The organism is Conexibacter sp. W3-3-2 (genome assembly GCF_009707605.1).
GTDB classification, from domain to species: Bacteria; Actinomycetota; Thermoleophilia; order Solirubrobacterales; family Solirubrobacteraceae; genus Paraconexibacter; species Paraconexibacter algicola.
Window position 1 is genome coordinate 4,410,760 of the sequence record NZ_WLYW01000001.1, and the last position, 12,451, is coordinate 4,423,210.

Consider the following 12,451-nt stretch of genomic DNA (forward strand, 5'->3'; position numbering starts at 1 on the left):
GCGGGATTCTGTAGCCTTCCCGCCCAGCCGAACAGCAACCAGCCGAGCTCGCCCCACGCCAGTGGAGCGGGACGGGGGACCCAACGGACCGAGCGATCGGTCGGGGGCGAATCCCGGGAACCACCCGGGTAGCGCAGCACTCAGCGCGAGCCCGACAGCTAACCCCGTAGGCGTCGAGAGCAAAGGGTTACCTGCCGTGCCGAAGCCGTACCGCCGCCGTACCGGAAGTCTCCGTCAGATCGCCGTCACCGTCGTCGCGTCCTGCGTGGGCGTGGGGGCGGGCACCGCCCTCGTCGTCCCGGTCGCGCAGGCCGCGACCGCGTCGGCCGCGTCCTCCAAGCTCGGGGACCGCGCCCTGCGCGTCGGCGCCAAGGGCGCGGACGTCAAGCAGCTCCAGAAGCTGTTGGTGCAGATCGGCATCAAGACGTCGACCGACGGGGTCTTCGGCTCGGGCACGAAGTCCGCGGTGCAGAAGTTCCAGCGGGCCGCCGGCCTGGAGGCCAGCGGCACCGTCGGCCGCAAGACGGTCACCGCGCTGCGCAAGGCGACCACCGGCGGCGGCGCGAACCTCGCCTCCGGCGGCTTCGACTCGCAGGGCAACGCGAGCACCGACCGGCTCGGCGAGCGCATCCCCGTCAAGCGGGGCATGAGCGGCCGTGACGTGAAGATGCTCCAGGACTTCCTCACCCGCACCGGCACCCGCACGACGATCGACGGCGAGTTCGGCACCGGCACCTACAAGGCCGTCCGGACCTTCGAGCGCGGCAACGGCCTGACGATCGACGGAATCGTCGACGCGAACGACATCGCCGTCCTGCGCGGCCAGCTCGACGCCGGCCCGAACGCCGCCGTCGGCGCGCAGCCGCTCGAGCTCGCCCCCGGCGACCGCGCGAAGGTCGGACCGGACGGCAAGGCGATCGCCCCCGCGAACGCCCCGCAGGCGGTCAAGGACTTCATCGCCGCCGGCAACGCCATCTCGCACAAGCCGTACATCTACGGTGGCGGTCACGGCAAGTGGGAGGACAAGGGCTACGACTGCTCCGGCTCCGTGAGCTACGCGCTCTACAAGGCGGGCCTCGTGAAGTCCTCGATGCCGTCCGGCGGCTACGAGACCTGGGGCGAGGACGGCCCCGGCCAGTGGATCACGATCTACGCCAACGGCGGCCACATGTACGCGGTCGTCGCGGGCATCCGCTTCGACACGAGCGGCATGAAGGACGACGGCGGCTCGCGCTGGCACACCTCCAGCCGCCCGACGAAGGGCTACGAGGTCCGCCACCCCGAGGGTCTCTAGGCCCGAGGGCCCGCTGCGGCGGTCATCTACGCTCCGGGGCGTGAGCGATCGCGCCCTGACGGTCCTGTACGACGCCGACTGCGGCTTCTGCCGCTGGTCGGTGGCGTGGATCCTGCGCCACGTGCCGGCCGGCTCGATCGTGCCGCGCACGATCCAGTCGCCAGAGGGCCAGGCGCTGCTCGAGGCGGCGGGTGTGCCCCCGCAGGACCGCCTCCGTGCTGCGCACGCCCACCGCGCCGGCGACCCGCCACAGGCCCTGCGCAGCGGCGGCGACGTGGCGCCGATGGTGGCGCCGCTGCTGCGCGGCCGCACGGGGCGCGCAGCGGGGCTCGGCGCCCGCGCGCTCCCCGGCCCGGTGCGCCGGCTCCTCTACGGGCAGGTCGCGACGAACCGCGTCGCGATCGGCCGGCTCGTCAGCCAGCGGCGGCGCGCCGAGGCGGACGCGCTGCTCGCCGCCGCCGGCGACGGGCCGCGCCGCGACGGATAGCCTCCGCGGTCGCATGAGCCTCCCCGACGTCCCCGCCCGCGCGCCCCGCAGCCCCGACGAGGAGCTGCTCGGCGCGCAGCTGCCGACGGTCCGCGCCGACCTCGACGACGGGCAGCGGACCGCGCGCGCCACGGAGGAGCTGGAGACCGGCTTCCGCACCCTCGCCGACCTCGGGCGCGCGATCTCGATCTTCGGGTCGGCGCGCGTGCCGCAGGACGCGCCCGAGTACGCGCTGGCCCGCGAGACCGCCCGGCGGCTCGGGGAGGCCGGCTGCGCGATCATCACCGGCGGCGGCCCCGGCCTCATGGAGGCGGCCAACCGCGGCGCCCAGGACGCCGGCGCCACGTCGGTCGGCCTCAACATCGTCCTGCCGTTCGAGCAGGCCCCGAACCCCTACCAGGACATCGGGCTGCTGTTCGACTTCTTCTTCACGCGGAAGGTCATGTTCGTGCGCTACTCCAGCGCGTTCGTGGTCTTCCCCGGCGGGTACGGCACGCTCGACGAGCTGTTCGAGGCGCTCGTCCTCATCCAGACCGAGAAGATCGACAACTTCCCCGTGGTCCTCGTCGGCGTCGACTTCTGGTCGCCGCTGGTCGACTGGATCCGCGGGCGGCTCGTCGACGACGCGCTGATCTCCGCCGACGACCCCGCGCTGTTCGTCGTCACCGACGACGTCGAGGAGATCGTCCGGACCGTCGTCCACGGCTGCGCGCAGCAGTGGGCGCTGCCGGAGTGAGCCCGTGCCGGACGACCTGCGCATCAGCGGCGCGCTGACGATCCCCGCGCAGGAGATCGTCGTCCGCGTCTCGCGCTCGTCCGGGCCCGGCGGCCAGCACGCGAACGTCACCGCCTCCCGGGTCGAGGTGGCCTTCGACGTGCGCGCCTCGGCGACGCTCAGCGCCGCGCAGCGCGCGCGGCTGCTGGAGCGCGTCGGGCCGGTCGTCCGCGCGGTCGCCCAGGACGCGCGCAGTCAGGCCCGCAACCGCGAGCTCGCGCTCCAGCGGCTCGCCGCCCGGATCGCCGCCGGCCTGCACGTCCCGCGGTCGCGGACCCCGACCCGCCCGACGAAGGCGTCCAAGCGCCGTCGCGTCGAGGCGAAGGCGCGCCGCGGCGAGATCAAGCGCGGGCGCTCGCGGCCGTCGCAGGACGACTGAGCGCCACGCTGACGGCCCGCCCCAGCTGGGCGGGGGAGAACGGCTGCACCAGCAGCTCCAGCGGTGCGAGCCCGGCGACCCCGTGGGGCTGCGGCACCGGGCTGCAGGCGACGAGCGCGACGTCCGGGCGGGCGGCGCGCAGCAGCCGGGCCAGCGCGACCCCGGAGGCGCAGCCCGCCTCGAACACGAGCGCGTCGGCGTCCGCGGGGTCCAGGGCGGCGTCCGCGGTGACGGTCTCGTGGCCGTGACGGCGCAGCAGGCGCTCCAGCAGCTCCCGCGTCTCCTGCACCGGCTCGAAGATCGCGACCCTCGCCATACGGCCGTCAGCGTTCCATCCGTGGGAGGGAACGGTGCGAGCGTCTGGTATGAGACGGGTATGACCGGCGCCCGGATCCTCGTGGTCGACGACGAGCCCGACGTCCGCGGCCTCCTGCGCGAGATGCTCGAGCGGGCGGGCATGACGGTCCGGGAGGCGGCCGACGGCCGCGAGGCGCTGCGGGTCCTCTTCGACGCGCGGCCCGAGTGCATCGTGCTCGACGTGACGATGCCCGGCCTCGACGGCTGGGCGACGCTCGAGCGGATCCGCGACATGACCGACGTGCCCGTCCTGATGCTCACCGCGCGCGCCGGCGAGATGGAGAAGGTCCGGGGCCTGCAGGCGGGCGCCGACGACTACGTCACCAAGCCGTTCGGCCGCCAGGAGCTGCTCGCCCGGATCGGGGCGCTGCTGCGCCGCGCCTCGACGACCGGCCGCGCCGCCGAGGCGGCACCCCGGGAGACCTACGAGGACGCGCTCGTGCGCATCGACGTGGCCAACGCCGAGGTCCGCGTGCTCGACCAGCCGGTGTCGCTGACGCCCCTGGAGTTCCGGCTGCTGACCGCGTTCGTGCGGCACCCCGACCAGGTCCTCAGCCGCGACCAGCTGCTCGAGCTCGTGTGGGGGGGACGCGACCGGGGGCGTCGCCGGCGAGCAGGTGAAGCTCTACGTCGGCTACCTGCGCCGCAAGCTGCACGCGGTCCTCGGGGACGACGACGGGCCGATCGAGACGGTCCGCGGCTTTGGCTACCGCTGGCGGCCGTCGGCGCCCGACGCCTGAGCCGGCTCAGCGGCGCAGCAGCGCGTCGACCTGCGCGACGAGCGACTTCGGGCTGAACGGCTTGCGGACGTGCCCGTCGGCGCCGGCCTCGCGCGCGGCGCGCAGGTCGCGGTCCTGCACCGCCGCGCTGACGACGAGCACCGGGAGCGTCGCGGTCGGCGGGTGCGCCCGCAGGCGCCGGGTCAGCGCGAGGCCGTCGAGGCGCGGCATCATGACGTCGAGCACGGCGATGTCCGGGGTCCGGTCCCGGACCACCTCCCAGGCGGCCTCCCCGTCGTGGGCGACAACCACCTCGTGCCCGGCCCGCTCGAGCGCGATCTGCACGAGCAGCACGATGTCGCGGTCGTCGTCGGCGACGAGCACGAGGCTCACGACGCCCTCCCGGACGGGTCGTACGGCAGCCGGACGGTCACGGTGGTGCCGGCGCCCTCGGTGGAGCGCAGGGCGATCGTGCCGTGGTGCGCCTCGGCGATCGTGCGGCAGATCGCCAGGCCGAGCCCGGCGCCCGGCATCGCGGCGCTGACCGCGTTGGAGGACCGGTAGAAGCGCTCGAACAGGTGCACCTGGTCCCCGGCGGGGACGCCGACGCCGTCGTCGGCGACCTCGATGACCGCGGCGTCCCCGTCGTCGCGCAGCGCCACGGTGACGTGGCCGCCCTCGGGCGTGAACTTCAGCGCGTTGCTCAGCAGGTTGTCGACGAGCTGCCCGAGCCGATCGGGGTCGCCGGCGAGCGCGGGCACGTCGGCGAGGTCAGCGCCGAGCTCGATGCGGCCGCGCTCGGCCGCCGGCCGCGCCGCCTCCGCGCTCTGCGTCACGACCGCCGCGAGCGTCACGTCGGTGCGCTCCAGCGACAGTCGCCCGGCCTCGACCTGGGCGACGAACAGGAGGTCCCCGACGAGGCGCAGGAGCCGGTTGGCGTTGCGGTCGACGACCCCGAGGAACCGTCGCGCGTCCGGGGGCAGGTCGTCCTCCTCGTCGCGGACGAGCTCGAGGTAGCCGATGATCGACGTCAGCGGCGTGCGCAGCTCGTGGCTGACGAGCGCGAAGAACTCGTCCTTCAGCCGCTCGGACTCGCGCTCGGAGGTGATGTCGTGCAGCGCGACGAGGCGCCCCATGCGCTCCCCTTCGCTGTCGCGGACGGGCGCGGCGTAGCGGCGGTAGGTGCGCTCGTCGAAGACGGCCTCGTCGCGGACCTCGCGGTCGGGGTCCAGGCCGGGCGCGTCGACGCGCGCGTGGCGCTGCCAGAGCGTCGCCATCGCGGCGTTCTCGGCGACGAGCTGCCCGTCACGGTCGAGCAGGCCGATCGGGTCGGGGGTCGCGTCGAGGACGGCGCGGTTGACGCGCGAGGCGACCTCGATCCGTCGGGTCTCGGCGGCCAGCGCGGCGTTCTGCTCCTCGAGCCGGGCCTGGGTGGCCTGGAGGTTCGTGGCCATCGCGTTGAACGAGCGGGCGAGCTCGACCGGCTCGGCGTCGCCCTCCTCGGCGACGCGCGCGTCGAGGTCGCCGCCGGCGAGCGCGGACGCCGCACGGTTGACGCGCCGCAGGGGCACGACGATGTAGCGGGTCAGGTACGAGGTGAGCGCGAACAGCAGCAGCGTGGCGAGCACCATGCCCGCGACCCCGATGACCGTCGCGCGCCGGACGTCGTCCTCGGCGTCCCGGCGCAGCCGCTCGGCGTCCCGGGAGCGGGCACGGATCGCCGTGAGCGCGGCCGCCCGTGCGGCGGGCGAGCGGTCGGCGGTCGGGGAGAGCGCGCGCGACGCCTCGCGCACGACGAGCGCCTCGGCCGCCCGGACCCGGTCGGTCGCGCGGTCGGACTCGCGGACCGCCTGCAGCAGCACGCCGAAGACGAGCGCGACCAGGGCCGCGACGACGCCCGACGCCGTCCCGAGGCGCGTGATGAGGTTGCGGTTCACCGGCGGCGAGCGTAGCGCCGGGCTCGGCGACGGCGCCCGCAGGTCGGGCGGGCGACGGGCCTGCGGACGGCTCGCCCGGAGCCGACGACGGGGGCGCTCGTGGGCGCACGCGCCGTCGTCGGCCTCGGGGAGGACGCGACTGCTGCGGGTGGCGGGGCCGGGGCCCCGGGTCGCGCAACCCCCGTCGCGTCGTTGGTCACGACGGGCAGCATGCGACGTCCCGGGTGGGGGACGGGAAGGCCCGGGGAGGAATTCGGTAGGAGGCGCGCGGACGCGAGGGGCGGTGCGAGAATCGCGGGGTGCCCGCACGGATGCCCGCCCGCCCGTCCGCCCGCCGCGCGCTGCTCGCCGCGGCGCCCGTCGTGCTCGGCCTGCTGCTGCCGGCGGCCGCCTCCGCCGCCGCGACTCCGCGCGTGGTGAACGGCAGCCCGGCGGCCGTCGACCAGGCGCCGTGGACGGTCGCGCTCGTCCAGCGCGGCGTCCCCGCGACCCGCGGGCAGTTCTGCGGCGGCACGCTGATCGGTCCGGCCACGGTCGTGACCGCCGCGCACTGCGTCGCCGGGGAGGTCCCGCGCGCGATCGAGGTGCTCGCCGGCCGGCGGTTCCTCAGCGGCAGTGGCGGGCGCCGGGTCGCCGCGTCCCGGATCGCGCTGGCGCCCGGGTGGACGCCGCGACGGGAGAGCCCGGACATCGCGGTGCTGACGCTCGCCGAGCCGGTCGAGGGCGTGCCCCTCGCGACGCTCCCGGAGGCCGACGACGCCGCCGCGACCCGTCCCGGCCGGCGGCTGCAGGTCAGCGGCTGGGGCATGCGCTCCAACCGCACGGGCTCGACCGCGGACGCGCTGCAGGCCGCCGAGGTGACGGCCCGCTCCGACCGGGCCTGCCTGCGCGCCTACCTGTTCCTGTTCTCGCCACGCGAGATGGTCTGCGCCAACGACGTGCGGTCCGCCCGGGACGCCTGCCGCGGCGACAGCGGCGGCCCGCTCGTCGGCGACCCTGCCGGGACCGCCACCCTCGTCGGCGTCGTGAGCTTCGGCGGCGAGCGCTGCGCGGACCCCGACGCCCCCGGCGTGTACGCGGAGGTGGCGCCGCTCGTCCCCTGGATCCTGACGCAGGCCGCGCTCCCCGCGGGCTCCACCGACGACGGGGCGACCGCCACCGGGACGCCGGTCGCGCGGATCGAGCGGATCACCTGCCGGCGGCTGTGCCGTGTCGAGGCCGCGGTCCGCGGGCGCCGCCCCAGCACGGTCGTGCTGCGGATCGTCCGGTCGGGCGGCGCGGGGCGGCGCGCCGTCGACCGCACGGTGCGGATGGCCCGCACCTCGGTCGGGCGCTACCGCGCGCAGGTCGACCTGCCGCTGGGCTCCGTGCGCCTGTCGGTGAGCCCGCGCAGCTCGTCCGGACGCCCGACGGGCCGCGCGGACGTCGTGCGGATCCGGGTGGTCTGAGCGGGCGGCCGGCAGGGGCCCGCCGCCCGGTGTGGAAGGATCGGCCCGATGAGCGAGACGGGCGAGGTCGAGGTGCGCAGCGGGGACGTCGTCCTCGTGCGCGGGCTCGGGGCCGCGGCCCCGTACCTGGCGCAGGTGACCGGGAGCCGGCTGGGCCGGCTCGTCGTCGAGCGCGCCGACGGGCGCGCGGCAGGACCGGTCGCGCTGCGCGACGTGCTGTGCGTCTACAAGCCCGCCGGAGCGCCGTCGAGCGGCGGCCTCGCACCCACGGAGCGGCGCCGCCCGACCGCGCAGATGAAGCTGGAGCTGTGATGAGCAACCGCGTCGTGTACTCCTCCGACGACGGGGACCTGCGCAAGCGCCGGGCGCCCGACGTCGTCCGGGCGCGGGAGCTCGCCGCCGCGGGCGGCCGCGTGAAGGTGCGCCGCGAGACGGCGGGCCGCAAGGGCAAGGGCGCCACGACGATCACCGGCGTCCCGCTCGACGACGCGGGCCTGAAGCAGCTCGCCGGGAAGCTGAAGAAGCGCTGCGGCGTCGGCGGGTCCGTCAAGGACGGCGTGATCGAGCTGCAGGGCGACCACCGCGACGTGGTGGTCGAGGTCCTCCGCGCCGAGGGCCACGACGTGGTCCTCGCCGGCGGCTGAGAACGCGGCGCGCCCCGGCGGCCGCGCGGGCCGGCGGGGCACCGCCTCGGCGGGGCGCTACGGCGTCGCGCCCTCGAGCTGCTTCTGGGCCTCCTCGAGCGCCTTCTTGGCCTCCTCCTGGGAGCCGGCCGGCAGGTCCTCGATCGCGTCCTTCGCGGCCTCGGTCGCCTCGCCCGCGAGCTGGCCGGCCTCCTCCTGGAGCTTGCGGCTCTCCTCGGCGGCCTCCTCCGGCGTCAGCTCGCCGGACTGCACCTTCTTGCTGATCTCCGCCGCCTTCTCCTGCAGCGCCTGGCCCTTCTCCTGGAGGTCGGTCGCGGTGGAGTTGCCGGTCGTGGTCTGGGTCGTCTGGGTCGTCTGCCCGTCGGACTGGTCGCTGCTGCTGTCGTTGTCGTCACCGCAGGCCGAGAGGCCGAGGGCGGCGGTCGCGGCGAGGAGCGCAGCGAGGCGTCGGGTGGTCATGTGGTCTCCTGGGACGGGTGCGCGCGGTGCGCACGGGAACGGACGGGCGTGACGCTAGCGACACCGGCCTACCCACTGGTGTCATCTTGATGTCATGCCGGTCCGCGCCTTCCGCCTGCTGCTGCGTGACCGCCCGGCCGGGATCGCGTCGGGTGCGGTCGTCGCGCTGGCCTCGATCGCCGCGATCACGCTGCTGATCTACCCGGTGCGCACGGTCGCGCCCGCGGTCAGCACCGGGGTGCTCTACCTGCTGGCGGTACTCATCGTCTCCACCGGCTGGGGGCTGCCGCTGGGGCTCGCCACGGCCCTCGGCGGTGCGCTGGCCTTCAACTTCTTCCACATCGAGCCGACGGGGCGGTTCACGATCGCCGACGGGGAGAACTGGGTCGCGCTCGTCGTCTTCCTGCTCGCCGCGGTGATCGTCTCCTCGGTCGCGGACGTCGCCCGCGACCGCGCGGCGGAGGCCGAGCGCCGCCGTCGCGAGGCCGAGTTCGCGGTCCGCGCGCTGCTGCTCGCCGGACTCGAGCGCGAGCACCTGCAGGGCGAGCTCGTCGAGGCGCAGGCGCTGCGGCGCAGCGACGCGATGAAGACCGCGATCCTGCGGTCGGTGTCCCACGACCTGCGCAGCCCGCTGACCGCGATCCTCGCCGCCGGCGAGGCGCTCGGCTCCGCCACCCTGGACGACGAGGACCGCACCGCGCTGGCGGCGACCGTCGCGGGCGAGACCGACCGGCTCGCCCGCCTCGTCGACAAGCTCCTGGACCTCTCCAAGCTCGAGGCCGGCGCGGCACCGCCGCGGCCGGACTGGTGCGCCCTGGACGAGGTCGTCGACGCCGCCGTGCAGGGACAGGCCGACCCGTCGCGCTTCCAGGTGTCGGTCGCCGACGAGCTGCCGCTGCTGCGGGTCGACGGCGCGCAGCTGGAGCGGGCGCTCGCGAACCTGCTGGAGAACGCGGCGCGCCACAGCGCCCCGCACACCGTGCAGGTCCGGGCGCGCGTCGTCGGCGCGCGGATGGTCGTCCGCGTGGTCGACCGCGGCCCGGGGATCTCCCAGCGCGACCGGCGCCTGATCTTCGAGCCGTTCCATCGCGTCGGCGGGGACGGGCACCAGGGCAGCGGCCTGGGCCTGGCGATCGTCAAGGGCTTCGTCGAGGCCAACGGCGGCACCGTCGACGTCGAGTCGCTCCCCGGGCAGGGCACGACGTTCGTGCTCGAGTTCCCGCTCTCCGCGCCGGTGCCCGCATGAGCGCCCCGGCCCCCCGACGCGTGCTGATCTGCGATGACGAGCTGCAGATCCTCCGGGCGCTGAAGGTCGTGCTGCGCGACGCCGGCTACGAGCCCGTGGCGGTCGCCACCGCCACCGAGGCGCTCGACGTCGCGGCGGTCCGGCCGCCCGACGCGGCGATCGTCGACCTCGTCCTCCCCGACGGGGACGGCATCGAGGTCTGCGCCCGGCTGCGTGAGTGGAGCGCGATGCCGATCATCGTCCTGTCCGCCGTCGGCGACGAGGACGAGAAGGTCCGCGCGCTGGAGGCGGGCGCCGACGACTACGTCGTGAAGCCGTTCGGCCCGCGCGAGCTCGTCGCGCGCCTCGGCGCCGCGCTGCGCCGGGCGGGCGCGGCCGCCGCCAGCGACGAGCCGGCCGTCGTCGCCGGGGACCTCGAGGTCGACCTCGCCGCGCGGATCGTGCGGCGCGGCGGCGAGGAGGTCCACCTCACCCCGATCGAGTACGACCTGCTGCGCACGCTCGTGCTGCACCGCGGCCGCCTGCTCACGCACCGCCAGCTGCTCACCGAGGTGTGGGGTCCCGCCTACGCCGACGACACCGCGACCCTGCGCACGCACGTCGCGAACCTGCGGCGCAAGATCGAGTCCCGGGACGCCGAGGGCGGCTTCCGGCACATCCGCACGGACCCGGGCGTCGGGTACCGCTTCACGGAATCTTGATGGCGCCCGGGGGAATCCCCACGGGGACTTGACGGACGGGGACCGACAGTGTCCCCATGACCTTTCTCGCCTTCGCCGGGATCCCCGACTCGGCCGGTGACGCGATCTCCGTCGTGCTGCTGGTCCTGATGATGGGACTCCTGGGGCTCGCCCTGCGCGGACTGGACCGGGTGTGAGCGCCCTCGACCTCGTCGGGCTGCTCCTCTCGGTCGCGCTCATCGGCTACCTCTTCTACGCGCTCGTCCGCGGGGAGGACCTGTGACCGCCGCCGGCTGGATCCAGATCGCCGTCTACTGCGCGCTGCTCGTCGCGCTGACGCCCGTCCTGGGCCGCTACCTGGCCCGCGTCTACGGTGGCGAGCGCGTCGCGCTCGCCACGGTCCTCGGACCGGTGGAGCGCGGCGTCTACCGGCTGCTCGGCGTCCGCGCCGACGACGACATGCCGTGGCGCGCCTACGCGCGCGCCGCCCTCTGGTTCACCGCGACCTCGCTGGCCGCCGTGTACCTCGTGATGCGCACGCAGAGCGTGCACCCGCTCAACCACACGGACCTCACGAGCCCCACCTGGGACCTGAGCTTCAACACCGCCATCTCGTTCGTGACGAACACGAACTGGCAGTTCTACGGCGGCGAGACCACGATGACCCAGGTCACCCAGATGACCGGCCTGGCCGTGCAGAACTTCACCTCGGCCGCCGTCGGCATCGCCGTCGCGGTCGCCGTCGTGCGCGGCCTCGCCCGCCGCGGGGGCGGCACCGGCCTGGGCTCGTTCTGGGCGGACCTCGTGCGCTCGGTCCTGTACGTCCTGCTGCCGCTGGCGATCGTCGCCGCCGTCGCCCTCATGGGCCTGGGCGTCGTGCAGTCGCTCGGCGGCCCGACCACGGTCCGAACGCTCGCGGGCGCCGACCAGCTCATCACCGTCGGACCGGTCGCCTCGCAGGAGGCGATCAAGCTCCTGGGCACCAACGGCGGCGGCTACTTCAACGTCAACTCGGCGATGCCGTTCGAGAACCCGACCGCGTTCGCGAACCTGCTCGAGATGCTGCTGATCCTCGTGATCCCGGCGGCGCTCACGGCGATGTACGGGACGATGGTCGGCAGCCGCCGGCAGGGCTGGGCGATCTTCGGCGCGATGTTCGCGATGTTCGTCGTCGCGGTGGTCGTCGTCTACGCGGCGGAGGCCCAGTCCTCCCCGGCGATGCAGGCCGCCGGCCTGCACGGCGCGAACCTCGAGGGCAAGGACGTGCGCTTCGGCACCGGCTCCTCGGCGCTGTTCGCCGCGATCACCACGGTCGCCTCGTGCGGGGCGGTGAACGCCGCGATGGACTCGCTCACCGGGCTCGGCGGGGCGGTCCCGCTGGCGAACATGATGACCGGCGAGGTCATCTTCGGCGGGGTCGGCTCCGGCCTCTACGGGATGCTCATGTACGTGGTGCTCGCGGTCTTCCTCGCGGGCCTCATGGTCGGCCGCACGCCCGAGCTGCTCGGCAAGAAGATCGAGGCGCGCGAGGTCAAGCTCGTCGCCATCGGGACGCTCGCCGTGCCGCTGCTCGTGCTCGTCTGCACCGGGATCGCCGTCGCAGTGAAGTGGGGGGACCCGTCGGTCTACAACGCCGGCCCCCAGGGCTTCGCCGAGAGCCTCTACGCCTACGTCTCGCAGGCGAACAACAACGGCTCCGCGTTCGCCGGCTTCACCGGCTACCTGCAGCCCGACGGGACGAACGAGGGCGCGTTCGCGATCACGTTCGCGAACCTGCTCGGTGGAGCCGCCATGCTGTTCGGCCGCTTCCTGCCGATGCTCGTCGTGCTCGCCGTCGGCGGCGCGCTCGCCGGCAAGCGGGTGACCCCCGCGGGCCCGGGCACGATGCGCACCGACACGGCGACGTTCGCCGCGCTGCTCATCGCGACGATCGTGCTCGTCGCGCTGCTCACGTTCGTCCCCGCGCTGCTGCTCGGGCCGATCGTCCAGTCCCTCACCGACCAGCTCTTCTAGGGGGTTGCGCACC

General features: G+C 74.9%; 16 protein-coding genes, 1 pseudogene and 1 riboswitch. Of the genes and pseudogenes, 13 read left to right on the forward strand and 4 right to left on the reverse strand.

The window, feature by feature from the left end; genetic code table 11:
• Positions 1-39 precede the first annotated feature (39 nt).
• Positions 40-189: riboswitch (cyclic di-AMP (ydaO/yuaA leader) on the forward strand.
• Between the two features lie 7 nt (positions 190-196).
• The 4 genes from GKE82_RS21130 to arfB are packed head-to-tail and all read left to right on the forward strand — an operon-like array spanning position 197 to position 2,935.
• Complete coding sequence (locus GKE82_RS21130; RefSeq protein ID WP_154734672.1) at positions 197-1,294, forward strand: peptidoglycan-binding protein; 1,098 nt, start codon at positions 197-199, stop codon at positions 1,292-1,294.
• A 40-nt stretch (positions 1,295-1,334) separates the two neighbouring features.
• A complete protein-coding gene (locus GKE82_RS21135; protein ID WP_196189368.1) occupies positions 1,335-1,781 on the forward strand; it encodes a DCC1-like thiol-disulfide oxidoreductase family protein in 447 nt (148 codons plus the stop codon).
• 13 nt (positions 1,782-1,794) lie between these two features.
• The gene (locus tag GKE82_RS21140) at positions 1,795-2,517 is read left to right on the forward strand and encodes a TIGR00730 family Rossman fold protein (protein WP_154734674.1); all 723 of its coding nucleotides are present in this window, start codon (positions 1,795-1,797) and stop codon (positions 2,515-2,517) included.
• A gap of 4 nt (positions 2,518-2,521) precedes the next feature.
• On the forward strand, positions 2,522-2,935 hold the full coding sequence (gene arfB, locus GKE82_RS21145; protein ID WP_309233739.1) for an alternative ribosome rescue aminoacyl-tRNA hydrolase ArfB: 414 nt from the start codon (positions 2,522-2,524) through the stop codon (positions 2,933-2,935).
• Here the strand turns inward: arfB and GKE82_RS21150 are convergent.
• Entirely contained in the window at positions 2,898-3,251 is a 354-nt protein-coding gene (locus GKE82_RS21150; RefSeq protein ID WP_154734675.1) for a hypothetical protein, read from the reverse strand. The two genes, arfB and GKE82_RS21150, sit on opposite strands and share 38 nt — an antisense overlap.
• Positions 3,252-3,374: 123 nt before the next feature.
• Here GKE82_RS21150 and GKE82_RS31645 point away from each other — a divergent pair.
• Together GKE82_RS31645 and GKE82_RS31650 are read left to right on the forward strand one after the other, a co-directional pair.
• A pseudogene (locus GKE82_RS31645) lies at positions 3,375-3,836 on the forward strand (response regulator transcription factor); the annotation flags it as partial.
• Positions 3,837-3,909: 73 nt separating this feature from the next.
• Positions 3,910-4,032 (forward strand): hypothetical protein, encoded by a 123-nt coding sequence (locus tag GKE82_RS31650; protein WP_375337052.1) that lies wholly within the window; start codon positions 3,910-3,912, stop codon positions 4,030-4,032.
• Positions 4,033-4,038: 6 nt separating this feature from the next.
• On the opposite strand, the gene GKE82_RS21160 is transcribed toward GKE82_RS31650, so the two are convergent.
• Positions 4,039-4,404 carry a response regulator transcription factor gene (locus tag GKE82_RS21160; RefSeq protein WP_107569065.1) on the reverse strand — a complete coding sequence of 122 codons (366 nt, stop codon included), beginning with the start codon at positions 4,402-4,404 and terminating at the stop codon, positions 4,039-4,041.
• Positions 4,401-5,948 carry an ATP-binding protein gene (locus GKE82_RS21165; RefSeq protein WP_154734677.1) on the reverse strand — a complete coding sequence of 516 codons (1,548 nt, stop codon included), beginning with the start codon at positions 5,946-5,948 and terminating at the stop codon, positions 4,401-4,403. Before GKE82_RS21165 ends, GKE82_RS21160 begins: the two co-directional genes overlap by 4 nt.
• Before the next feature lie 299 nt (positions 5,949-6,247).
• Here GKE82_RS21165 and GKE82_RS21170 point away from each other — a divergent pair, with 299 nt between their 5' ends.
• Genes GKE82_RS21170 through GKE82_RS21180 form a run of 3 tightly spaced genes read left to right on the forward strand, consistent with a single transcriptional unit; the run spans position 6,248 to position 8,040 of the window.
• A complete protein-coding gene (locus GKE82_RS21170; RefSeq protein ID WP_154734678.1) occupies positions 6,248-7,396 on the forward strand; it encodes a trypsin-like serine protease in 1,149 nt (382 codons plus the stop codon).
• 48 nt (positions 7,397-7,444) lie between these two features.
• Entirely contained in the window at positions 7,445-7,708 is a 264-nt protein-coding gene (locus GKE82_RS21175) for a hypothetical protein (protein ID WP_154734679.1), read from the forward strand.
• Positions 7,708-8,040, forward strand: coding sequence for a translation initiation factor (locus GKE82_RS21180; protein WP_107569069.1), 333 nt, complete (start codon positions 7,708-7,710; stop codon positions 8,038-8,040). The genes GKE82_RS21175 and GKE82_RS21180 overlap by 1 nt, the downstream gene beginning before the upstream one ends.
• 57 nt (positions 8,041-8,097) lie before the next feature.
• Here GKE82_RS21180 and GKE82_RS21185 read toward each other — a convergent pair whose 3' ends face one another.
• The gene (locus tag GKE82_RS21185) at positions 8,098-8,499 is read right to left on the reverse strand and encodes a hypothetical protein (RefSeq protein WP_107569070.1); all 402 of its coding nucleotides are present in this window, start codon (positions 8,497-8,499) and stop codon (positions 8,098-8,100) included.
• Positions 8,500-8,593: 94 nt separating this feature from the next.
• Between GKE82_RS21185 and GKE82_RS21190 the strand changes: the two genes are divergently transcribed.
• The 4 genes from GKE82_RS21190 to kdpA all read left to right on the forward strand — a co-directional run bounded on the left by GKE82_RS21190 (position 8,594) and on the right by kdpA (position 12,438).
• Positions 8,594-9,745, forward strand: coding sequence for an ATP-binding protein (locus tag GKE82_RS21190; protein WP_154734680.1), 1,152 nt, complete (start codon positions 8,594-8,596; stop codon positions 9,743-9,745).
• Entirely contained in the window at positions 9,742-10,446 is a 705-nt protein-coding gene (locus GKE82_RS21195; RefSeq protein ID WP_107569072.1) for a response regulator, read from the forward strand. The genes GKE82_RS21190 and GKE82_RS21195 overlap by 4 nt, the downstream gene beginning before the upstream one ends.
• Positions 10,447-10,618: 172 nt before the next feature.
• Entirely contained in the window at positions 10,619-10,708 is a 90-nt protein-coding gene (gene kdpF, locus GKE82_RS21200; RefSeq protein ID WP_107569073.1) for a K(+)-transporting ATPase subunit F, read from the forward strand.
• Complete coding sequence (kdpA, locus tag GKE82_RS21205; RefSeq protein WP_309233740.1) at positions 10,705-12,438, forward strand: potassium-transporting ATPase subunit KdpA; 1,734 nt, start codon at positions 10,705-10,707, stop codon at positions 12,436-12,438. The genes kdpF and kdpA overlap by 4 nt, the downstream gene beginning before the upstream one ends.
• Positions 12,439-12,451: the final 13 nt, after the last annotated feature.